The following is a 23,026-nucleotide window of genomic DNA, read 5'->3' on the forward strand; positions in this document are numbered from 1 at the left end:
GTAAAATAATTGTTTCTCATAAACGGCACGACACTTTATTAATGACGGCATGTTAATTAAATCGAGTGCGTGACATGTCCTACCGAATCAGTCTGCTGGATAAAAGCCCGGTCGCTAAAAATGAAACGCCAGCGGATGCGTTAAAGCACACCCTCAGCCTTGCGCAACAGGCGGAAAGCTGGGGATATCACCGTTTCTGGATTGCCGAACACCACAACACATCACGCCTCGCCAGTCCTTCACCTGAACTGCTGATCGCCTGGATTATTGGTCAGACCCGGCATATCCGTGTCGGCTCCGGCGGCGTGATGCTGCAACACTACAGTCCATACAAAGTGGCAGAGAATTTTAATTTGCTGGCGTCTATTGCTCCGGGTCGTGTGGATCTTGGTGTGGGCAAAGCTCCCGGCGGTCTGCCACTTTCCACCCGCGCCTTACAGAACGGGCTGCATCAGGACGAGAAAGCATCCTTTGCCGATCGGCTTGCCCAGCTTGATAACTGGCTGTCACTGCCTGCGGCGGAAGAGGATGAAGATGCGCTACGTGCGACGCCCATTCCCCGACAGAGCGCAGGGCGGTTTTTGCTTGGTGCAAGCCCGGAAAGCGCGTTGCTTGCCGCACAGCTCGACTGGGAATTTGTCTTTGCCGCCCATCTCAACGGCGACAAAGCATTGCTGGGTAAAGTGCTGCGTATATGGCGTGAACGAAGCCAGCGCGACGCTATTGTGGCCGTGCAGGCTATTGTCGCCAGTACCGCCGCAGAAGCAGACGAGCTCGCAACACAGGTGGAAATTTGGGCCGTCGAACTGGAAAACGGCCAGCGCGCGAGCGTGGCGAGCGAAGCCATGGCGCAGGCATTCGCGCGCCAGGCGGGTAGCCCGGCCATACGCATTGAACGACGCGAACTTTCGCTGCTCAAAGGCACCGCCGAAAACGTACACGCGCAGCTTGCGGCTTTACAGCAGGAGTTTGGCATCGACGAATTCATTATCGATACGCCGATTGCCGAACGCCAGGCCCGCATCCTGTCGCTACGTTTGCTGGCCGGGAGTCGCCCGGCAACGGTAACCGCTGACTTTGTCGCTGAACATGAAGCCTGGTAAGGGGAGCGGTATGACATTCGGGCAACAATTAATCGACTGGCGACGCGAGCTGCATCAGCATCCGGAACTTTCAGGTCAGGAGGTGGAGACCACCGAACGTATTCGCCACTGGCTTGAAGGCGCAGGGTTACGCTTATTGCCTTATCAGCTCACGACGGGTGTGGTAACCGAAGTGGGAAAGGGAGAGAAGGTTATCGCGCTGCGTGCAGATATTGATGCGCTGCCAATCGTTGAAACAAGCGACGTTCCTTTTCGTTCACGGCGGCCCGGCGTGATGCACGCCTGCGGGCATGATGTACACAGCAGCGTCATGCTCGGCGCGGCACTGTTGCTTAAAGAACATGAAAATCAATTGCCGGGCAGGGTAAGGATTATCTTTCAACCCGCAGAAGAGAATTTTACCGGCGCCAGGGCCATCATTAAAGCCGGAGCGCTCGAAGGCGTCAGCGCTATTTTTGGCATGCATAACGAACCGGGTTTACCCGTAGGATCGTTCGCCACCAGAGGCGGCGCGTTTTACGCCAACGTCGATCGCTTCGTTATTCGCGTAAAGGGAAAAGGCGCACATGCGGCACGCCCTCATGAAGGTAACGACTCGATTGTGCTGGCAAGCCAGCTAGTGACGGCCCTGCAATCGGTTGCCAGCCGCAATATCAGTACGCTGGAATCGGTCGTGGTGAGCGTAACGCGTATTCAGGGCGGTAATACCTGGAACGTGCTGCCGGAAACGGTGGAACTTGAGGGAACGGTGCGCACCCATCAGCCGGAGGTTCAGCGTCAGGTGGAAAAGCGTATCCGTGAACTTGCGAGCGGGTTTGCCAGTGCTTTTGGCGCTCAGATAGACGTGGAATGGTTTGCTGGTCCTACGACTCTCGTCAACGATGAAAAATGGGCCACTTTTGCCACCCGCGTGGCACGCGACGTCGGATATCACACCCGGACCGCCGATGTGCATATGGGCGGCGAAGATTTCGCGGTTTATCTCAACGCTATTCCCGGCGCGTTTGTCAGCATTGGCAGCGCCAGCAGTTATGGCCTGCACCATCCGGCATATAACCCGAATGAAACATTAATAGAAGATGCGGCACGATATTTCGCTTCGCTCGCCGAACAGGCTTTACTCGAAAGCTAATCCAGAACGGTAGACCCGGGAAATAACGGCCCGGGGATCTTGCGCCCTGAAGATGAGGATAAATAATGTCTGAACAACGGCAATTACGACTTGGCACTATATTACACGGCGCATCGGGAAATATGTCTGCATGGCGACACCCGGCAGCCATTGCCGATGCGAGTATTAATTTTGAGTTTGTTAAAAGTACCGCACAGAAGGCCGAAGAGGGAAAGCTGGATTTTTTATTTGTCGCTGACAGCTTATATATTAATGAAAAATCCATCCCGCATTTTTTGAATCGTTTTGAACCGCTGACGCTGCTATCAGCGCTGGCCAGCCTGACCACGCATTTAGGTCTGGTAGGGACGTTATCAACTTCTTACAGCGAGCCGTTTACCGTCGCGCGGCAGTTTGCAAGCCTTGACCATCTGAGCCACGGGCGTGCGGGCTGGAATGTGGTGACCTCTCCGCTGGAAGGCTCGGCGAAAAATTTCTCCCGCGATAAACATCCTGAACACGCGCTGCGTTATCGCATTGCGGATGAATATCTGGACGTCGTCAAAGGACTATGGGATTCGTGGGAAGAGGACGCCTTTATTCGGGATAAGGCAAGCGGCAAATTCTTTGACGCAAATAAATTACATACGCTTAATCACCACGGCGACTTCTTCAAAGTAGCAGGTCCGCTGAATATTAGCCGTACGCCGCAGGACAGACCCATCATATTTCAGGCAGGGGCTTCGGACGACGGCAAAAAATTAGCCGCACGCCATGCCGATGCCATATTTACCCATCATGAAACGCTGGAAGAAGCGCAATATTTTTACCGCGATGTGAAAAGCCAGCTTGCCGCTCACGGCCGCCGGGCTGAAGAGCTGCATATTTTCCAGGGCGTCAGCGTGATTGTAGGGACTGACGCACAGGATGTGGAAAACCAGTATCAGACTACCGCCGCGCTGGTTTCCGTTGAGGACGCGCTTAATTATCTGGGGCGCTACTTTGAGCATCATGACTTTAGCCAGTACGAGCTGGACGCGCCGTTCCCGGATATTAGCGATCTCGGGCAGAACAGCTTTCGCAGTACGACAGACGAAATCAAACGCAATGCCCGTGAACGTAACCTGACACTGCGCCAGGTCGCGCTGGAATCAGCGACGCCGCGTCCACGCTTTTCCGGCACGGCGCAGCAGGTAGCCGACGGATTGCAGGCATGGTTCGAAAGTTTCGCCGCCGACGGCTTTATCATCCAGGGCGGCACGCCGGATACATTCCCACGTTTTGTGGATGAAGTGGTTCCGGTGTTGCAGGCCCGCGGGCTGTTCCGTAAGGAATACCCCGGCACCACCCTGCGCGAAAGCCTGGGCCTGTCCGCCCCGGTAAATCAGTTCATACAACAATAACTTATAAAAGAGAACACGCTATGCAGAAATCATCGCTCATTTTAGCCGTTGCTCTGGCATTCTCCCCGACCGCCGTGCTGGCGCAGGACGTCACGATTAACGGCGCGGGAGTAAGCCTCGAAGCCAATAAAACCCCGGTCAATACCGCTAAAAATCCGCAGGCTATTGCTGAGTTACCCAAAGATTATCGTTTTGCCGTGCCGGGTAAATTTACCGTGGCGGTGGCGGCGCTCAATTCGCCTCCGCTCACCGTCTTTGCCGACGATAATAAAACGCTGCTCGGCAGCGAGGTAGATATCGCCCGCCTTGTGGCAGACAGCCTCGGCCTTGAGCTGAACGTGGTGCCAACCTCATGGGAAGACTGGCCGCTGGGCGTCACCTCCGGTAAGTACGACGCGGCTATCAGCAATATTACCGTCACCAGAGAGCGCAAAGAAAAATTCGACTTTGCCACCTACCGCAAAGACTCGCTTGGCTTCTATGTGAAATCAAGCAGCCCGATTAAGGCAATTGAAAAAGCCGAAGACATTGCAGGCCTGCGCATCATTGTAGGCTCCGGGACTAATCAGGAATCCATCCTGCTGGCGTGGGATGCTGAAAATCAGAAGAAAGGGTTGAAGCCGTTCACGCCGGTTTATACCAAAGACGACGCCGCCCAGACGCTGGCGCTGCAATCTGGCCGGGCCGATGCCTTCTTTGGCCCGAACGTGATTGGCGCATGGAAAGCGGCGCTGACCGGTAAAACGCGCCTTGTAGGCAGCGTAGACGGCGGCTGGCCGAAGGCTGCGCATATCGCTGTGACGCTGAAAAAAGGCGGCGGCCTGGTAGAGCCGGTGCAAACCGCGCTTAACGGTGTGATTAAAAACGGTGATTACAACAAAGTGCTGGGCCGCTGGGGGGAAAGCGTTGAGCAGATCCCATCTTCTGAAATCAATCCGGCAGGCCTTGGCGACTAAGGAGAAAGTGATGAGCGAACAGTTCCGTGATATTTCCCCCGAAGCGCCAGAGCTACAGCCCATTATCACCGGGCTGTTTGGTGAATACGAAGCGCGTTACGGCGATTACTTTTCCCGCGACGCGGAAGCAGAACTCACCGAGTGGTATCTGGCTCCGCAAGGCCTGTTTATTGTGCTTGAACGCGACGGCGAGATTATCGCGACCGGCGCCTATAAGCCTTTTGATGAAAATACCGCCGAGCTTAAGCGCATCTGGACTCATGCCTCCCTGCGCAAACAGGGGCTGGCCGGGCGGATTGTGCGCGAGCTGGAAAGCAGGGCGCTGCTCGCTGGTTACAGCCAGGTTTACCTGACGACAGGTTTTCGCCAGCCGGAAGCGGTGAAACTCTATCTGGGCCAGGGCTACGAGCCGCAGTTTGATATCCATCGCGATCCGGAGGAGTACAGCGTTGAGCCTTACGACGGGCGCCTGCGCTTTACCAAACTGTTGACGCTCGCAAGCCAGAGCAAAACCGCCTGAGGATCTGATATGACTACACCATCCACCATTAAGGTTGTACCGGCACGTTATCCGATGCGCGCAGTCGGAGCTATTGTGGCGCTGTTTGTGCTGGCGATCGTTATTCAGTCGGTCGCTTTTAACCCGCGCTGGGAATGGGGCGTGTTTGCACGCTGGTTCTTTGATCCTGTAATCCTGGAAGGGCTGGCGCAAACGCTACTGCTGACGCTAATCGGCACCGTTCTGAGCGTGATAATTGGCGGCGTGCTCGCACTGGCGCGGCTCTCTTCATCCTGGTTGCTTAACGCGCTGGCGTGGGGTTATATCTGGCTGTTCCGCTCGCTGCCGCTGATTGTGGTGCTCATTGTTCTCTACAACTTCTCTTATTTGTACGACACGCTGTCGCTTGGTATTCCGTTTACGGCTATCACCTGGGGCAGCTACGAAACGATTAACGTCCTTGGGCAGTTTTCCACGGCGGTTGTCGGGCTGACGCTGGTACAAAGCGCCTATACCGCAGAAATTATTCGCGGCGGTTTCCTGGGGGTCGATCACGGCCAGTACGAGGCGGCTGCGGCGCTTGGCCTGCCCGCGTGGCGACGCATTGTGCGCATTATTTTGCCGCAGGCTTTACGCACTATTTTACCGGCTGGTTTTAACGAAATCATCAGCCTCGCCAAAGGCACGGCGATGGTTTACGTGCTGGCGATGCCGGAACTGTTCTACACCATCCAGATGATCTACAACCGCACCCAGGAAGTGATCCCTTTACTGATGGTGGGCGCGGCCTGGTATCTGACGATCACCAGCTTCCTGTCGCTGATCCAGCATCTGGTTGAACGCTGGCTTGCCCGCAGCGAACGCCGTTCGGCCATCAATCAGCAAAGCCCGGCACGCATCGTTTCGGGCCCGCCTGCATTACAGACTCAGGAGGCAGTACATGCATCAGTCCCTTAATCAGCCGGGGCATATTTCCATTACCGGCGTCAGTAAATATTTTGGTCGGTATAAAGCGCTGGATAATGTGTCCCTCGAACTGCCGCCGGGTTCGGTCACGGTCATTCTCGGGCCGTCCGGATCGGGGAAATCCACCCTGCTGCGTGCGATTAATCATTTAGAGCGCGTGGACGAAGGGTTTATTCAGATAGACGGCGACTACATTGGCTACCGTCTGGCGAAGGACAAGCTTTATGAGCTGAAGGAAAAAGAGATCCTGCGCCAGCGCATCAACGTGGGCTACGTTTTTCAAAATTTCAATTTGTTTCCGCATCTCACGGTGCTTGAAAACCTGATTGAAGCGCCCATTGCCCACAAACAGCTCAACCGCAAGGCCGCTATTGAACGCGCTTACGAACTGCTGGGTGTGGTGGGCCTGCGCAATAAAGCCGATGCCTGGTCCCGCCATCTCTCCGGTGGACAGCAGCAACGTATCGCTATTGCGCGCGCGCTGGCGTTGCGTCCTCGCGTGATGCTGTTTGATGAACCGACGTCGGCACTCGATCCGGAGCTGGTGGGTGAAGTCCTTGATGTCATCAAAAAGCTGGCCCGCTCGGGCACCACGCTGGTGGTCGTTACGCACGAGATTGGTTTTGCCCGTGAGGTGGCCGATCGGGTGGTGTTTATGGTCGACGGGAAAATCGTTGAGCAGGGCAGCAGCGAAGAAGTGCTGAACCATCCGCAACATTCGCGCACGCAGCAATTTTTATCCAAAGTACTTTAAGGATCGCAGATGAAATCAGCAGCACTGGCGCTGATGCTGTTTAGCGCCGCCACGCTGGCAGGCGAGGGCATCGATCTTAACGCTAACGAACGGCCGATTCATACGGCTAAAAACCCGCAGGCCATCAGCAAACTCCCGGCGGCGTTTAAATTTGTTGAGCCAGGGACGCTGACCGTCGCTATATCGGCCCTCAATTCGCCGCCGCTGGCGATGCTGGCGAGCGACAACAGAACGCGTATCGGGAGCGATCCGGATATTGCACGCCTGCTCGCCGATAGCCTGGGGCTGAAGCTTAAACTGGTGCCCACAGCATGGGAGGACTGGCCGCTTGGCATCACCTCGGGCCGCTATGACGTGGCGCTGGTGAATATCGCCGTGACCGAACAACGCAAAGAGAAGTTTGATTTTGCGACCTATCGCGTGGACTCGCTCGCTTTTTCAGTAAAGGCAGGGAGCGATATTAAGGCCATCAGCAAAGCGCAAGACTTGGCGGGGCGGCGAGTGATAGTAGGCTCCGGCACCAATCAGGAGAAAATCCTGCTGGGCTGGAACAAGCAAAACCAACAGGCCGGGCGCGCACCGGCGCAGCCAATCTATCTGACAGATGATGCTTCCGGTAACCTCTATATTCAGTCTGGCCGCGCGGACGTCTTCTTCGGGCCGCAAAGCGTTTCCGCCTACAAGGCGGCGCTGACGGGCAAAACCAGCGTGGTCGGATTAGGGCCAAAGAAGGCTTTTGTCGCCACCACCACAAAAAAGGGCAATGGCCTGGTTTATGCGTTGCAGGCAGCGCTTGATGGCGCAGCCAAAAGTGGTGAATACCAGCAGGTATTGACTCGTTGGGGAGAGAAGGATGAGGCGGTTGCGGCATCCGAGGTGAATCCGCCGGGGATTACCTATCCATAGGGTATTGTGGCGGATGACGTTGAAGCTTATCCGCCGCAACACGCGGCATTACCCCACTTCCGGCAACACACCCGCAGCAATCAGCGCCTGGATAACGATTACGGCGATGCCGCAGGCGAATACCAGCGCCAGTAGCGGCCGGCCACCGGCAACCCGGTAACCGGACGCAGCGTGATGCTGACGGCTTTTCCAGGCCAGAAGCGAAGGAACGATCAGCGCCAGCACCGCAAGCGCCACGCCTGCATAGCCCAGCGCCATCACAAAACCCTGCGGATAGAACAGAGCGAAGACCAGCGGCGGCACGAAGGTCATCAGGCCGGTCTGGGCACGCCCGCAGACGTTGCGGTTGCGCTGGAACAGATCGCCCAGGTAATCGAATAGCCCCAGAGAAACCCCAAGAAAGGAGGTTGCCAGCGCCAGGTCGGCAAACAGGTGTACCGCCAGCTCAACGTGCGGCGTCGCCACAACCTGGCGTACTGCCTGCAGCAATCCGTTTAATCCGGCACGCTCGGCCAGCAGAGAGTGGAAAACCCCCGAATCGATGGCTCCAAGCGTCGCCAGTTGCCAGAAGATATAAGCGACCAGTGGGATCGCGCTGCCGGTAATAAACACCCAGCGCAGCTTGCGCAGGTCGCCGTTCAGGTAGCTGACTATGCTCGGTACGCTGCCGTGAAAACCAAAAGAGGTAAAAATAACCGGAATAGCAGAAAGAGCGAGGCCTTTCTCAATCGGCAGGGATACTAAATTGGTGTGGTGAATATGGGGCATCATCAGCACCAGCATCACTACCAGCAGGACGATCTTGGCGCTGAACAATACACGATTAAACATATCCACCATCTGCGTACCCACGCAGACCACGCTTCCGGCAACCAACGTAAATAGCAGCACGCCCGTAGAGGCAGAAATGCTGGTAGACATCCACTGACTAAGGCTCGCCGCCAGCAATTCACCGGCCCCGCTGATATAAGCGGCGGTAAGGGCGTACATCAAAAAGAGCATGCTAAAACCGGTAAGCCACTGGCCAGGACGGCCAAGGTAACGGCGCGCGAGCGTGCCAAGCCCGGTATCCGCACAGACATGTTGATAAACCTCAACCAGCAGCAGGGCCGTGTAACACATTAGCCCCCACAGCCCGAGGAGCAACAGGAATGTGACGCCAAACCCAACGCCTGCGGAGGCCAACGGCATAGCCAGCATTCCCGCACCAATTGTGGTTCCGGCCACGATAAAAATACTGCCGAGAGTGCGATTCTTCACGCTTCCCACTGAATTTACGCTTTTAATAATAGTAATGTGCCGCGCAGGGTAAGGGAAAACCTCAGAGGCGTCAAATCAGGATTACGAGCTTCGTATAGAAAAGTTTACAGGGATAATTGTTAATATACATAGCATAAACAAGTAAAGTAAACAGCGGAGGCGCTAACAAAGTTAAATGATTAAATGTAACACGCGATCTTTATTCAAATATTTAACTTTTTGTCAGCATTGAATTCCAGAAGTATGAGCTAAAGCAAGGCGAAAAAACTTTTTAAGCGCAAATATATTGTTATATGGTAGCCATGTGTTTAACTAAATGTTAACGTTTTTAAATTATACGTCGAACGTATTTTTTGGAAACGCCTTTGCTATTTAAGCAATAATGCGAAAGTATTAATTTAAAGGTAACTACATGTGAAGGCTCGCCTTTGCGTGCTCTGTCTGTGCATGCCGTCATACGACGGCAATAAATTAACGGTAATATTTATTTTTATTCTGGCATAAGGATATAAGGGCATCTATGTTCAGCATTCTTCGACATGCCAATTCGATAAAGTATTTAAAATCTGGGTCCTGTTTATTTACCGTCTGCATTCTTCTTCCGTTGCAGGCATATGCCGTTACACCTGATTACGATGGCTTAATAATGGAGGCGCGCGCTGGAAACAGGGCGCCTTTATTGCAGTATTTGCAGGCTCAGGAACAACAAACCTCGCTGACGGCGAATCAGGTAGCCGACTGGCTGCAGGTTTCAGAATGGACGGATAACAATAAGGAAACGCTGCGTGTCTGGCAGCGCTATCACGATCAGATAGCCATCCCGTCACGGGGGCAAATTGCCGCTGCCCGTGCGTTCCGTAATGAGAAGAAATGGAACGAATCGCTGGCCGTGTGGGAAAGCGTCTTACGGGAAGAGCCAGACAACGCTGATGCGCGTACCGGCTGGATCATGACGCTCGCCGATTCGCGACGTAACGAGCAAGCTATTACCGAAGCCACTCGCTGGGCGCAAAGTGAGCCGGGTCCTGACCGTGACGCGCTGGTTGCCTACGTCTACCATGCTCAGGGTAAAAACTGGGATGCGTTGCTTGCGGCCAGCCGGGCCGAAACGGAAGCGCCGCAAAATAAAAACTCGCAGGATACGCTGGTTGCCGCGTTGTCGGCTAACCGGGTAGCGGGCCCGGCGCTTGATATGTCGGAGAACCTTGCGGACGCCGATCCAATGAAGCGTCGACTTGAACTTGATGCCGCTGCGGAAATCGTCCGTGCCGCGTTTACGCCAGCGCGTAATGAAGAAGAACGGTTTATCGTGGCGGATAAAGCGCTGGCCCGTTATGACCAACTGCTTGCCGCCTGGAAAAATAACCCGGATGCGCAAAGCGATGTTCGTCGCGCCAGAATCGACCGTATTGGCGCGCTGGTGGTTCGCAAACGTAACGCGCAGGCCATTGCGGAATACGAATCGCTCATGGCGGACGGCGGCAACGTGCCTTCCTATGCTAAACGTTGGGTGGCAACCGCCTGGCTTGACGAAGAACAGCCCGCTAAAGCCGAAGAGATGCTGATGAGTATCTATTATCCGCACGGGCCCGTCGCGGTAACGCCGCTGTCAGCGGACGATCATCAGGATCTGTTTTTTGCCCACCTTGATAATGAAAACTTCGATGCGGCGAAGCGCCAGGTTGACGAGCTCATCAAAGACAGCCCGTACCTGCGGCGCGTCTATGGTTCTCCAACCCCGCAGCCGAATGATACCTGGCTGCTGGGCCAGACGCTGCTGACGCAGTATGAAGTCGCCAGCAACGATCTGCCTGCGGCTGAAAAACATTCAGAGCGTCTGGCGCGAACCGGATCGGGAAACCAGGGATTACGCATTACCTACGCCTCGGTACTTGAAGCCAGAGGACTGGCGCGTAAGGCAGAACAGGAACTGAAGATTGCTGAAGTAATAGAGCCCAGCAATATGGAGCTGGAGCGCCAGCAGGCCTATGTCGCCCTCGATCTACAGGAATGGAAACAGGCTGACGAGCTGACCGATGACGTCATAGCGCGCAGCCCGGATGACACGTCAACCCTGCGGCTGGCGCGCATGCGCGATATTCACAAAAAGTCTGAGCTGCGTCTTAGCGGATCGCAGGGTATCGCTTCCGACAGCCCCGTCAGCGGTGAGCACGATTTTATCCTCAACTCGGCGATTTATAGCCCGCCGATTAACGACAACTGGCGGTTGTTCACCGGCTTCAACTTTGCCACCGGTGAGTTCGAAGAAGGAAAGGGCATCAGCCGCGATCTGGCCGCGGGCGCCGAATGGACCTCTCGTAACTACTGGGCGGAAATGGAAATCTCTGGCCGCAACTATGGCGACGGGCAAAAAATCGGCGGACGTTTGTCCGGCTGGCATGACTTCAGTGATAACTGGCGCATCGGCGGTAATGTGGAACGGCTCGCCAGGAGCACGCCACTACGAGCGCTGCGCAACGGCGTCAGCTCCAACGGCGGCGATGGCTATATCCGCTGGTATCAAAATGAGCGACGCGAGTATCAGCTATCGTTCGCTGCCTCTCATTTCTCCGACGGTAACGACCGAATCGAATACGGCCTGAGCGGCAAGGAAAGATTGTGGACCACGCCGCACTTTACGCTGGACTTCACTCCCGGCATCGGCGGCAGCACTAACAGCAAGGAAGATGTGCCGTATTACAACCCGAAAAGCGATTTCGCCGTCGTACCGGCCCTAAGCGCCGATCATATTCTTTATCGCCACTACGACACGGTCTGGAGCCAGCAGGTTACCGGGGCCGTGGGCAGTTACTGGCAGCAGAACCAGGGCAGCGGCGTAATTACCCAACTGGGGTACGGGCAGCGAATTCAGTGGAATAACGTCGTGGACGGCGGGGTGATGTTGACCTGGGATAAACGCCCTTACGACGGTAAACGTGAGCGGAATATCTCGCTTGCTTTTGATTTGAATGTCAGGTTTTAAGGACAGCGCATGTTTAACAGATGGCTGCGGGCCGCAATTTTAATCGTCGGATGGATAATGATCACCGCCTGTGGAAACTCACAGGCACCACGATATGTTTCGCCGGCGGACAGAGCGCCGCTCACGGCGGATCATGCCTGGCCTAAAAACAGCTTTTTAGTTCTTGCTTACCATGATGTCGAAGATGACGTCGCCGACCAGCGTTATCTTGCGGTACGAACCAGCGCGCTTAGCGATCAGATAGCCTGGCTGCGCGATAACGGCTATCACCCGGTCAGCGTGCAGCAAATTCTGGATGCGCACGACGGCAAAATTGTGCTGCCGGAAAAAGCGGTGCTGCTAACCTTCGATGACGGCTACAGCAGTTTTTACACGCGCGTCTGGCCATTGCTTAAAGCCTATAACTGGCCTGCGCTGTGGGCGCCGGTAGGGAGCTGGGTCGATGCGCCAGCCAACCAACCCGTGGATTTCGGCGGCTTAATGACGCCACGCGACAAGTTTGCCACCTGGGACATGGTGCGCAAGCTGGGCCAGTCACCGCTGGTTGAAATTGGGGCGCATACCTGGGCTTCCCATTATGGGGCAGAGGCCAACCCACAAGGCAGCAAAGAGCCTGCTGTGGCAAACCGTGAATTTAATAAAGCCACCGGCAAGTATGAGACGGACGAGGAGTTTTATCAGCGCATCAGTAAAGATGTAAATCTGATCACGCAGAAAATAACCTCGGTGACCGGAAAACCTCCGCGCGCCTGGGTCTGGCCATACGGCGCAGCCAGCGGAACTACGCTGCAAATTGCCAATGAGCACGGTTATCGGATGGCGTTTACCCTTAACGAAGGGCTGGCCAACGCCGCCGATCTGGATGATGTTCCGCGCGTTCTGATCTCTGATAACCCGTCGTTGCAACGCTTTGCAAGCCAGGTGGCGCAGGTGCGTGAGCCACGGACGATGCGCGTGATGCATGTTGACCTGGATTACGTCTACGATGCCGACCCGGTCCAGCAGCGTCGAAACATCGACAAACTTATTCAGCGCGTTTACGACATGCGTATCTCGCATGTTTTCCTGCAGGCCTATGCCGATCCAAAAGGCGACGGCAATATTCGCGAGCTGTATTTCCCGAACCGCTGGTTGCCGATGCGTGCCGATTTATTTAACTTTGTCTCCTGGCAGTTGCAGAGCCGTGCAAACGTAGACGTTTTCGCCTGGATGCCGGTACTGGCCTTCGATCTGGATGATTCTGTTCCCCGCGTTATGAAATGGAATCCAGATACGGGCGCCAGCGCCGTGGACCGGCAACAGTATGTGCGCCTTTCGCCCTGGAGCAGTGAAGCCCGCAAACGTATCACCGGGATTTATGAAGACCTGGCAAAAAATACCAGCTTCCGGGGAATTTTGTTCCATGACGATGCCTTCCTGACGGACTTTGAAGATGCCTCGCCAGATGCGCTGGCGGCTTACCGCGCCGCAGGTTTCCCCGGCGATATTGGCCGTATTCGCAAGGATCCGCAGATTTTTGAGCGCTGGACGCGTTTTAAGAGCAGGGCGCTTATCGACTTTACCCGGCAGCTTACGCAGACGGTACGTAATATTCGCGGCCCGCAGGTGAAGACCGCGCGCAATATTTATGCCCTGCCGGTACTGGAGCCGGAAAGCGAGGCCTGGTTTGCACAAAACCTCAATGATTTCCTTGGCACCTACGACTGGACGGCGCCGATGGCTATGCCCTTTATGGAAAACGTTCCGGCCGATAAGGCCAATGCATGGCTGGATAAACTGGTGAGTGCCGTTGCACAGCATCCCGGCGCGCTTGATAAAACCGTGTTTGAACTCCAGGCGCGGGACTGGCGTAAAACCGGGACACAGGAAGATATCGACGGTAAGCAGTTGGTTGAGTGGATGCGTCAGCTGAAGCTAAGCGGCGCGGTCAACTACGGCTATTATCCCGACGATTTCATCAACGATAAACCTGAGATGTCAGAGATCCGCTCTACATTCTCATCATTCTGGTATCCGCAAAAATGACCGATCGCATCGTAGCTTTCCTCATCCTTTGCCTGATGTTCAGCCTGCCGTTAGGGATGGCTGCCATTTTTACCGGCGAAGTGATGCTGAATTTCGTCTTTTTCTGGCCTCTGTTTATGTCGGCGCTATGGATTAGCGGGGGGCTTTACTTCTGGTTTTACCGCGAGCGGCACTGGCAGTGGAAAGAGGAAATGCTGCCGCCGACGCTTGAGGGCGATCCTTTAATTTCAATTATTATCCCCTGTTACAACGAAGGAGTGAACGCAAGGGAAACCATTGAAGCCGCAAACGCACAGCGTTATCAGAACATCGAAATTATCGCCATCAACGATGGTTCTAAAGATAACACCGGCGAGGTGCTGGACCAGCTGGCTAATGAATATCCACGGCTGCGGGTGATTCATCTGGCCGAAAACCAGGGCAAAGCCGTGGCGCTCAAAACCGGCGCGGCAGCGGCCCGCAGTGATTTCCTTGTTTGTATCGACGGCGACGCGCTGCTGGACCGCGACGCGGTTGCTTATATGGTGGCGCCACTTTTACGCTTCCCACGCGTGGGCGCCGTGACCGGCAATCCGCGTATTCGTACCCGCTCAACGCTGATTGGGCGAGTACAGGTAGGTGAGTTCTCGTCGATTATCGGCCTGATCAAGCGCACCCAGCGTGTCTACGGGCAGGTTTTTGCCGTCTCCGGCGTGGTTGCCGCTTTTCGTCGCCGCGCGCTGGCCGAGGTGGGGTACTGGAGCCCGGATATGATCACCGAGGATATTGATATCAGCTGGAAGCTGCAGCTGCGCCACTGGTCGGTATTCTTCGAGCCGCGAGCGCTGTGCTGGATACTGATGCCGGAAACGCTAAGGGGATTATGGAAGCAGCGCCTGCGCTGGGCGCAGGGCGGCGCGGAGGTGTTTATCGTCAATATGCGCCGCCTGTGGTCCTGGGAATATCGCCGCATGTGGCCGCTGTTCATCGAATTTTGCCTGTCCACCGCCTGGGCCTTCGCCTACGCGATCAGTATCCTGCTGTTTATCGTCGGCCTGTTTGTGACGATGCCTGATAACTTATACGTGCAGCATCTGTTCCCACCGGCGTTTACCGGACTGATGCTCGGCGTGGTATGCATCCTGCAGTTCCTGGTCAGCCTGCTCATCGAACGGCGCTATGAAAAGGGGATTTCCGCCTCGCTGTTCTGGATAATCTGGTTCCCGGTGGTTTACTGGATGTTAAGCCTGTTCACAACCCTTGTCTCTTTCCCGAAAGTCATGCTGAAACATAAGCGCGTCAGGGCTCGCTGGGTCAGTCCCGATCGCGGCATTGGGAGGATCGAATCATGAACCAGCCCCTGATATTTACCGAGCTTCGTCTTGTTCCCCGCGTGATGGATACGATTCTGACGCTGGCGGCCTGGATTGGGTTTTCATACCTGATTTATAACGGTCTGCTGACCGCGCTGGCGCATTCGCCGTTTATCGGTATCAGGCCCTTCTTGACGACGCTCAATACGGTGACGTTTTATGTTCTTGTGGCGCTGATAAACGGTCTGTTGCTGATTGGCTGGGCGAAATACAATCAGCTCAGATTTCGCGTTGAGCGGCGTAACCGCAGGCCGGGGCTGGAAAAAAAGGAGCTGGCAGCCAGCCTGCATCTCACCGAACAGGCAGCTTACGGCCTTAATCACGGCAGGGTGCTGACCGTATTCCATAATGAAAGCGGTGAAATTGACCACGTCGAGGTCGTCAAAGGCGTTCTGGATAACCTGCTTCCGCCGCCGGACGTTGCTGAAATGCTACATGCGGAACTGAGCGCAGAAACGAAAGCTGTTGTCTCCGGCGCGGCTGACAGAATCGACAATTAACCCTCCGTTATCCCTGGGATTTACTAATCTTTACAGGTACGCCAACTCGCTGATTACGCATCTTTGACGCGGCTTATCTGGAAGAGCAAAGGAGACGGAAATGCAAACGCACCTTGCAACAGGGCGCCCGGCATCGGTCGTGGCGCTTTATGAACTGCTAAATCCCATTCCTCTCGGTTTTTTTGTCGCCGCCTGGATCTTCGACATTCTGTATATGAAAACCTTCGGCCAGATGTGGAACGATGCGGCCAACTGGTTAATTGTGATCGGCCTGCTGATTGCTATTATTCCCAGAATTATCAACGCGGTGCTTGTCTGGACGGGGCCAAAATATCCGCAGAGCTCGCCTGTAAAAATCCATTTCTGGCTGAGCCTGCTCGCCATTGTGCTTGCCATCTTCAATGCCTTTATCCATAGCCGCGACGCTTATGCCGTGGTGCCGATGGGCGTCATTCTCTCCACGCTGGTAGTGATCCTTCTGCTGCTGAGTAATGTTCAACTTGCGCTACGTGAACGCACCGCATAAGGAGAAGCCAGCATGAATATTCATAAGCGTGCCTTACTTGCCATCGTTCTCGCCAGCCTGCTGAGTAGTTGTGATGATGATTCCCGAATAGATCCGCAAAAACAGATGGGCCCCGACCCGGAAATTCCCAAAGCGCAGAACTTCCTTTTGCCGCCGATGAAGGTCCCCGAGGCGGTCGCCTGGAAAAACGGTGAAATGCCGAAGGTGGCCGAGGGGCTGAAGATTGAAAAAATCGCCGAAGGTCTGAAACATCCGCGTCAGGTTTACGTGCTGCCCAATAACGATATCCTGGTGGCGGAAGCAAACGGACCTGTTAAAAAAGCGCCGGCGCGTCCTAAAGATATCGTTATGGGAATGGTGCAAAAGTCGTCCGGCAAGGGCGGCGAGGGGGGCAACCGTATTACATTGCTGCGTAACGTCGGGGGTAAATGGCAGAAACACATTTTCATTGCCCATCTGAATTCCCCCTTTGGTATGCAGCTTATCGGCAACACCCTGTGGGTAGCCAACGCCGATAGCCTGGTTAAATTCCCTTATCAGGAAGGCCAGACGGAGATTCGCGGCTCCGGTGACGTTGTCACTGAATTGCCGGGCGGGCCGATAAACCATCACTGGACAAAATCTCTGCTGGCAAGCCCGGACGGCAGCAAGCTGTACGTCGGCGTTGGCTCTAACAGCAACATCACCGAGAACGGTATTGGCGCGGAAGACAGACGGGCCGCCATACTGGAAGTTGACGCGGCCACGGGCGCCAGCCGTATTTACGCGAATGGATTACGCAACCCTACGGGCCTGCAATGGGAGCCTGAAAGCGGCAAGCTTTGGGCCATCGTTAACGAACGGGATGAAATCGGTTCCGACCTTGTGCCGGACTATATGACATCCGTACAGGAAAAAGGGTTTTATGGCTGGCCGTACAGCTACTATGGACAGCATGTGGATGAGCGTGTGAAACCCCCGCGACCGGATCTGGTGGAAAAAGCCATTAAACCCGACTATGCCATCAGTTCCCACGTGGCACCGCTTGGTTTCCTGTTTTATACCGGGGACAATATGCCGCAATATCGAAACGGCGCTTTTGTCAGCGAGCATGGTAGCTGGAACCGAAAACCGCTAAACGGTTATCAGGTGATGTGGGTGAAATTCGAAAATGGCCAGCCGGTTGGATTACCAAAACCCGTGGTCACCGGTTTTTTGACGGACGACAGGAAACAGGTGCGTGGTTTACCGGTTGGGCTGGCGATGGATAAACAAGGCGGGGTGCTCATAGCCGATGATGCCGGAGATACCGTCTGGCGCGTTAGCGCCGCTCCGTAATTGATAAGCAAAACCAAAGCGTCGGGATAAGCTCCGGCGCTTTACCTGCCGTAAATCATATCTCTCGCCAGCCAGGGCACATTTCAATTATCCTGGCGCAGCGTTGTACCACAGTGGCAGGCAAGTATATGTATCCATCAGCACTCAGACGCGCTGACTGGTTTCGAGTTGGATAAGTTCGAACATTTGACGTTATCTCTATAAAAACTTCACCTATGAAGAAATTAACCGGCAAACATAACGCCGGCAGGAGAAGAGTGGGCATGAGATAAGCGAATGATTGATTGTAGTCTGTAAATGCTTATGAACTTAGTACCCATTAAATCGCATTTAACATAATATACATTATACGCACCAAGGTTGTAACAGCAAAATTGTAATGTCCGTTCTGGGCTAAGTGTCCGTCACGTAGCTTCACCCTCGATGGATCCTGATGACGGCTCATGCAGCGGAGTTTTTCACTTTGGATGAAGTGAACCGACTCAAAATCATTCAGGACGTTATCGACCGGCGCCTGACAACTCAGAGGGCTGCGCAGCGTCCTGGCATCTCAGATCGTCAGTGCCGACGTCTTCTGTCACGTTACCGCGAACATGGTCCGCTTGGTATGGCTAACCGTCGTCGCGGAAAACCAAGTAATAATTAACTTCCCACTGGTCTTGCCCGGTATGCACTCAACATAATCCGTGAGCGCTATACGGACTTTGGACCGACGCTGGCGTGTGAAAAACTCGCAGAATTGCATGTCGTTAATCTGTCCAAAGAAACGCTCCGGTCGCTTATGGTTAAGGCCAGACTTTGGGTCCCTCGCAAACAGCGAGCGCCAAAAATTCGGCAACCTTGCTATCGTCGTGCCTGTTGCGGTGAACTGATCCAGATTGATGGCTGTGATCACCGCCGGTTCGAAAACCTTGCGCCCGCTTGTACTGCTCTGGTCTACGTTGACGATGCGACGAGCCGACTGATGCAGCTGCGCTTTGTGAAATCAGAATCGACATTCACCTACTTTGAGGCCACACGCGGCTATCTGGAAAAACATGGCAAGCCGCTGGCTCTGTACAGCGACAAAGCCAGCGTCTTTAAAATCAACAATAAAAATGCCACCGATGGCGATGGCTATACCCAGTTTGGCCGCGCGATGCACGAACTGAATATCCAGACTATCTGCGCCAATACCAGCTCTGCCAAAGGCCGCGTTGAACGAGCCCATCTGACTCTGCAAAGGGAATTTCTTCTGTAGAAGCAGCCAATAATAAACTCCAATAATCACATCCCTGGTTTATTATCAAAATGTCGTTTGCAGCCTAAGTCTGGCAGTGGATATATCACGTTGAGCGAAATGGATGAAGCCGTTGATTATGCGAATCATAATATTAATCCTTGGCTAAGAACGCCTGGGTCAATAGAATGGATTGTTGCGATTGCAAAATGAAAGACAATGTAATTGTTATATTTTTTATTCATCCTTATCCCATTTATATTCATTTCTCTGTTATATCCCCGCCATACTCATAGAATGCCATACAGCATCCTACGCCACGTCCAAAAGGCTCCCATACCCGGAAAAATTTTTAACGGGCTGTTTTTAGCCTGCTATCAAACCGGAACGGAATAGTCTCCGCTTTCTGAATAATCGCGAAGAATTCAGGATGTTCAGGATTTAACAGGTAATTAAATTCCACGGGTGATAAAGCGCTGGGGACACGCAACGCTATCGAATCTTTGGTATAGTACAAGGCATCACCGTATGCAGTAAGCTCAAACGGCGCGTCTTCATCAGCCCAGTTGTCTGGCAGCTCGTTCATATCGACGCTCTGAATCTGATCATCAGGGACATCTATACGCAACAACGTGAAATAATCAAGTATATGCGCCGCATGCAGGTGTACCAGTGTTTCAAGCATCGTTAGCGATGCTGTTTCAGATACATATACCATCGAGACGCCTATACTGTTCCAGCGCCCCCCAGCCTCTTTAGCGCCATATCCCGTCCAGGCTGTAGAAAGATATTTCGTCTTTGTCAGCCTGTAGAGAATCAAGAGTACACTCCATGCTCCAGGCGCGTGATCAATTTCATAACCTCGTAAGCGCCGGTTTCAGATGCCATGAGTTCTGCTGGTACTTTCCAACTCAGCGCCCTGTTTGGCTCATTCAACCATTTCTGAGCCTCTTCCTTATCACCCTCGAACAGTTCTACTGCCCGATCCAGCACGCGAATGATGCGCACCAGCCGCTCGCTCTGGTCGGCGGTAAATCGTGCTTTCCGGCTACGATTGAATGTCGTGGATGGTATGCCGGACATTTTGCGCAGGTCATTTTGTGTAATCTTGGCCCAGTCGATGATCGCGTTTGCAACCTTGCCATCAAGACCTTCGTTAATTTGCCCAAGCAACGCAACGCCATCTGAATGGTTCAACCCCGCAACCTGCCATAAGCGTGGCGGTTGGGTCTGAGCTGTGAATAAGCTAAATGTTTTCATGATTAACCTCCCATTTGGTAATTTAATTATATCTAAATGGTTGTCAGTGAGCAAATTTCAGGCAGATATGCTCGCCGAGTTTGCCGCCCTGCAGCCCACGGGTGAAGATATCGTCAAAATGCGCCAAGCGTTGCAACTGGAAGCGCTTGAACAGGCCTCCAGTGAACCGAACGATTCAGAAAGCGGTGACATGCATTTCCACCTCGCTTGCAGTTATCCTTGATGGTCTCTGATCGCTGTTATCTTGCCCTTTAAAAATGCTGTGCCATCATTTAATGACTAAACGCCTGGAGTTCTCCCAGTATGAAAAGACGAGTTTTGAATTTCTACCGTCACAACTGGTACTTCGTGGGAGGAATAATTTTTGTTGCCCTCTCGTTTTTTATGGGCTTCTGGGGAAGTTTATTTAGCCCCATTCAGACGATCTTGATATTCAGCTTCATGGCGATGCTTGCTCACCAGGTTGAGGAATATGGTTACCCAGGCGGATTTCCAACGGTAACTAATTTAATGGTGATGGGAGAGAAAGATATTCCTGACCGTTATCCCTTAAACGCCAATCAGTGCATGATCAGCAATACGCTATTGACCTATTTCTTTTATATCGCGGCCATATCCTTTCCCGGTCTTATCTGGCTCGGCCTTGCACAGGTCGGATTGGGCTTATTTCAGGTACTGGCGCACGGTATTGCCGTCCCTGTACGGATCAAACGTCTGTACAATCCAGGACTCGCGACGACCCTATTTCTATTCTTGCCCGTTGGTATTTATTACATTAGGTACGTAACGACAAACAATCTCGCAAGCACGGGAGACTTCGTGCTCGGCTTCTTCGTTACCTTTGGTGCGGTGGTTGCCCTATTTTTGCTGCCGATTATTTTGCTCAGAAGCAAGCAATCGAAATATCCATTTTCAGAAGCCGAAATGCGCCGGTTCGCCGGATAATGACAGGCCGGTATCGGCCTGGCTGTCTTTATTTTCAGCCAGGCCTTCAGGCAAGATAATGTCGCCATCCTTGAGCGAAACATCTGTTTACTCCCCGTTTGATAAGTGTCGGGTGTTATTCACGCCAGTTTCTGTCTTTGCAAAGTTAGATAGCTGTTGATGGATCTTGAGGCCAATCGTAGCCGCCCGAATTTGAAGCTGAACGTTAAAAATCACGCCACTGTATGGTTATCCGGAAGATTGGTCATTGCCGCTCCCTCAATTGGATAAAACTCAAATCTTATAGAAGAGCGTGTTCGCAGCAACAGGAGACTGCACGAAACCGAAGTACTCATAGAATGCTCTCGCTTGATCGTCTATCGCATGCACCATGATGGCTTTGATACCCACCTGATCTGCCAGATTAGATACACGTCTCACGGCATCATTAAGAAGCCATTTGCCAAAACGATGGCCCTGGGTACATACATCGACAGCCAGGCGCCCCAGAAGGACGATGGGAATTGGATCGGGCATGTTCTGGCGGAGGCGACGGCTTAAATCGACGTGACTGACTGAGCCGGTTGCAATAGAGTAATACCCCACAACTCGCTTTGTGCCGTCCAGACTGATAACGAAAGTGCGGGAGGCATTCTGGAGCTGGTTTTTCATAGCTCGATGGCGCAACCATTTATTTAACACCTCATTTCCGCAGTCGAACGGCTGGAGAATATGCTTTTCTGTCAGCAGTTCCGGCGCGGTAACGATTATTTCCATTCAGGCTTCACATCCATTAAGCGTTTGCGCCCTTCTACGTTTTGCACAGGAGCCTCAAGCTGTTCAATAAATGCCTGATAGCGAGCATCATCAAGGACGAACACACGCTGATCCAGGATGATGTTCTGGGCCTCATGAACAGCCTTCTCAATAATGAAATCGGTGCGGTTTTTATTGACCAGACTCGCCGCATAGTCGATTACTGCACGCTCTTCTTCGGTCGCCCGGACGTTAATTTGCTTGTCACGAGTGGGTTTACGAACGGTATTCTGCATAACATCCTCCTTATGGTAACAAAATGCTATACGCTGATAATAGCCAGGAAGGTAACGGATTGCTATACATTAAAGCAGAGGGGGAAACCTCAGACTTAGCGAACGTCCTCTTCATCGCGATCGCTCAGTTCGTGCAGAGCAATCTGACGTGAAGGCGCGCTTTCCAGCTTATCGGCATAACGCTCACTGAGATCCTCAAGGCTGGTAAATTGCCCGTCGAGAAACAGAAAGCTCAGATGCTGCTCTACGTCACGCAGCATAGCGTCAATGGAATCACTCCGATCGCCCTGCTCGTCGTTGCCATCAAGATGCCAGTGAAAACGCCCCGCTTGTTGGGTAGCGCCGCCGATATCCACGACGTGGCCATCAATATTTTGTACCAGCAAGCGATCCTGGATATAGAAAAGGTTGTAGGGCATCAAATCCTGATTATTTGCTGACATTGCTCCTCCCAATCTGTTGATTCATTCCCTTTCAGCATAGTCAGCGTTTATCTGCCTTGCCCGAGAAAGATGCGACGCCGGCAGGCACAGCAGCCGAATCGATATCGCCCTACACTTAAGGCCTGCTGAGGAAGATCACTCTTTGGCTTTTGCTCGCCAGTTAACCCATGGGCTATCGGCTGGCGGCGCCTCTTCAGACGCGGCCTGTTCAGACAAAGAATCAATATAGAGCGCTTCTACTTCCTTGCGCGCCCAGGGCGTGCGTCGCAGGAATTTCAGGCTGGATTTAATGCTCGGATCGCTTTTAAAACAGTTGATATTGATGCGCTTCGCCAGTTCCGCCCAGCCGTATTTATCCACCAGAACGGTCAGTAATGCTTCGAGGGTGATGCCGTGCAACGGATCTTTTGAGGAATGCATAGTTATGTTTTGTCCTGCGATACCATAGAAATTGCGCACACCTTACT

At 53.5% G+C, this 23,026-nt stretch carries 20 protein-coding genes and 4 pseudogenes; 16 read left to right on the forward strand and 8 right to left on the reverse strand.

Going from position 1 to position 23,026, the window contains the following annotated elements; all coding sequences use genetic code 11:
* Positions 1–74 precede the first annotated feature (74 nt).
* The 7 genes and pseudogenes from E2L00_RS02705 (at position 75) to E2L00_RS02740 (ending at position 7,698) form a co-directional block, all read left to right on the forward strand.
* A complete protein-coding gene (locus tag E2L00_RS02705) occupies positions 75–1,103 on the forward strand; it encodes an MsnO8 family LLM class oxidoreductase (protein WP_167606624.1) in 1,029 nt (342 codons plus the stop codon).
* 10 nt (positions 1,104–1,113) lie between these two features.
* A complete protein-coding gene (locus tag E2L00_RS02710; protein ID WP_167606627.1) occupies positions 1,114–2,235 on the forward strand; it encodes an amidohydrolase in 1,122 nt (373 codons plus the stop codon).
* A gap of 65 nt (positions 2,236–2,300) precedes the next feature.
* Positions 2,301–4,573, forward strand: a pseudogene (locus E2L00_RS21505) (NtaA/DmoA family FMN-dependent monooxygenase).
* Between the two features lie 10 nt (positions 4,574–4,583).
* Positions 4,584–5,093, forward strand: coding sequence for a GNAT family N-acetyltransferase (locus tag E2L00_RS02725; protein ID WP_167606636.1), 510 nt, complete (start codon positions 4,584–4,586; stop codon positions 5,091–5,093).
* Positions 5,094–5,102: 9 nt separating this feature from the next.
* On the forward strand, positions 5,103–6,029 hold the full coding sequence (locus E2L00_RS02730; protein WP_167606639.1) for an amino acid ABC transporter permease: 927 nt from the start codon (positions 5,103–5,105) through the stop codon (positions 6,027–6,029).
* Positions 6,013–6,792 carry an amino acid ABC transporter ATP-binding protein gene (locus E2L00_RS02735; protein ID WP_167606642.1) on the forward strand — a complete coding sequence of 260 codons (780 nt, stop codon included), beginning with the start codon at positions 6,013–6,015 and terminating at the stop codon, positions 6,790–6,792. The genes E2L00_RS02730 and E2L00_RS02735 overlap by 17 nt, the downstream gene beginning before the upstream one ends.
* 9 nt (positions 6,793–6,801) lie before the next feature.
* Positions 6,802–7,698: a transporter substrate-binding domain-containing protein gene (locus E2L00_RS02740; RefSeq protein ID WP_167606645.1), complete on the forward strand. Its 897-nt coding sequence runs from the start codon at positions 6,802–6,804 to the stop codon at positions 7,696–7,698.
* A 48-nt stretch (positions 7,699–7,746) separates the two neighbouring features.
* Here E2L00_RS02740 and tyrP read toward each other — a convergent pair whose 3' ends face one another.
* A complete protein-coding gene (gene tyrP, locus E2L00_RS02745; protein WP_167606648.1) occupies positions 7,747–8,958 on the reverse strand; it encodes a tyrosine transporter TyrP in 1,212 nt (403 codons plus the stop codon).
* 520 nt (positions 8,959–9,478) lie between these two features.
* Between tyrP and pgaA the strand changes: the two genes are divergently transcribed.
* The 7 genes and pseudogenes from pgaA to E2L00_RS02780 all read left to right on the forward strand — a co-directional run.
* Positions 9,479–11,941, forward strand: a complete 2,463-nt coding sequence (gene pgaA / locus E2L00_RS02750) for a poly-beta-1,6 N-acetyl-D-glucosamine export porin PgaA (RefSeq protein ID WP_167606651.1) — start codon at positions 9,479–9,481, stop codon at positions 11,939–11,941.
* A gap of 9 nt (positions 11,942–11,950) precedes the next feature.
* Positions 11,951–13,966, forward strand: a complete 2,016-nt coding sequence (pgaB, locus tag E2L00_RS02755) for a poly-beta-1,6-N-acetyl-D-glucosamine N-deacetylase PgaB (RefSeq protein WP_167606654.1) — start codon at positions 11,951–11,953, stop codon at positions 13,964–13,966.
* Positions 13,963–15,297: a poly-beta-1,6-N-acetyl-D-glucosamine synthase gene (gene pgaC / locus E2L00_RS02760; RefSeq protein WP_167606657.1), complete on the forward strand. Its 1,335-nt coding sequence runs from the start codon at positions 13,963–13,965 to the stop codon at positions 15,295–15,297. The genes pgaB and pgaC overlap by 4 nt, the downstream gene beginning before the upstream one ends.
* On the forward strand, positions 15,294–15,818 hold the full coding sequence (gene pgaD / locus E2L00_RS02765) for a poly-beta-1,6-N-acetyl-D-glucosamine biosynthesis protein PgaD (RefSeq protein ID WP_167606660.1): 525 nt from the start codon (positions 15,294–15,296) through the stop codon (positions 15,816–15,818). The genes pgaC and pgaD overlap by 4 nt, the downstream gene beginning before the upstream one ends.
* Positions 15,819–15,918: 100 nt before the next feature.
* Complete coding sequence (locus tag E2L00_RS02770) at positions 15,919–16,344, forward strand: DUF2231 domain-containing protein (protein WP_167606663.1); 426 nt, start codon at positions 15,919–15,921, stop codon at positions 16,342–16,344.
* A 12-nt stretch (positions 16,345–16,356) separates the two neighbouring features.
* On the forward strand, positions 16,357–17,661 hold the full coding sequence (locus tag E2L00_RS02775) for a PQQ-dependent sugar dehydrogenase (RefSeq protein ID WP_167606666.1): 1,305 nt from the start codon (positions 16,357–16,359) through the stop codon (positions 17,659–17,661).
* Positions 17,662–18,094: 433 nt separating this feature from the next.
* Positions 18,095–18,883, forward strand: a pseudogene (locus tag E2L00_RS02780) (ISNCY family transposase); the annotation flags it as partial.
* Between the two features lie 349 nt (positions 18,884–19,232).
* Here the strand turns inward: E2L00_RS02780 and E2L00_RS02785 are convergent.
* Positions 19,233–19,700, reverse strand: a complete 468-nt coding sequence (locus tag E2L00_RS02785) for an RES family NAD+ phosphorylase (protein ID WP_167606669.1) — start codon at positions 19,698–19,700, stop codon at positions 19,233–19,235.
* The gene (parS, locus tag E2L00_RS02790; RefSeq protein WP_167606672.1) at positions 19,697–20,140 is read right to left on the reverse strand and encodes a type II RES/Xre toxin-antitoxin system antitoxin; all 444 of its coding nucleotides are present in this window, start codon (positions 20,138–20,140) and stop codon (positions 19,697–19,699) included. The genes E2L00_RS02785 and parS overlap by 4 nt, the downstream gene beginning before the upstream one ends.
* Before the next feature lie 70 nt (positions 20,141–20,210).
* Here parS and E2L00_RS02795 point away from each other — a divergent pair.
* Together E2L00_RS02795 and E2L00_RS02800 are read left to right on the forward strand one after the other, a co-directional pair.
* A pseudogene (locus E2L00_RS02795) lies at positions 20,211–20,348 on the forward strand (GntR family transcriptional regulator); the annotation flags it as partial.
* 239 nt (positions 20,349–20,587) lie between these two features.
* A complete protein-coding gene (locus E2L00_RS02800; protein WP_420808829.1) occupies positions 20,588–21,085 on the forward strand; it encodes an HXXEE domain-containing protein in 498 nt (165 codons plus the stop codon).
* Here E2L00_RS02800 and E2L00_RS21905 read toward each other — a convergent pair.
* The 5 genes and pseudogenes from E2L00_RS21905 to E2L00_RS02820 all read right to left on the reverse strand — a co-directional run.
* Positions 21,077–21,307 (reverse strand): annotated as a pseudogene (locus tag E2L00_RS21905) (type II secretion system protein GspD); the annotation flags it as partial. The gene E2L00_RS02800 and the pseudogene E2L00_RS21905 sit on opposite strands and share 9 nt — an antisense overlap.
* Positions 21,308–21,358: 51 nt before the next feature.
* Positions 21,359–21,841, reverse strand: coding sequence for a GNAT family N-acetyltransferase (locus tag E2L00_RS02805; RefSeq protein WP_167606677.1), 483 nt, complete (start codon positions 21,839–21,841; stop codon positions 21,359–21,361).
* Positions 21,832–22,116: a type II toxin-antitoxin system TacA family antitoxin gene (locus E2L00_RS02810; RefSeq protein ID WP_167606680.1), complete on the reverse strand. Its 285-nt coding sequence runs from the start codon at positions 22,114–22,116 to the stop codon at positions 21,832–21,834. The genes E2L00_RS02805 and E2L00_RS02810 overlap by 10 nt, the downstream gene beginning before the upstream one ends.
* 95 nt (positions 22,117–22,211) lie before the next feature.
* Positions 22,212–22,559 (reverse strand): hypothetical protein, encoded by a 348-nt coding sequence (locus tag E2L00_RS02815; protein ID WP_167606682.1) that lies wholly within the window; start codon positions 22,557–22,559, stop codon positions 22,212–22,214.
* A 135-nt stretch (positions 22,560–22,694) separates the two neighbouring features.
* Positions 22,695–22,979 (reverse strand): VF530 family protein, encoded by a 285-nt coding sequence (locus tag E2L00_RS02820; protein ID WP_167606683.1) that lies wholly within the window; start codon positions 22,977–22,979, stop codon positions 22,695–22,697.
* Between the last annotated feature and the right edge of the window lie 47 nt (positions 22,980–23,026).

The sequence above is a fragment of the Cedecea colo genome (assembly GCF_011808225.1).
Classification (GTDB): Bacteria; Pseudomonadota; Gammaproteobacteria; order Enterobacterales; family Enterobacteriaceae; genus Dryocola; species Dryocola colo.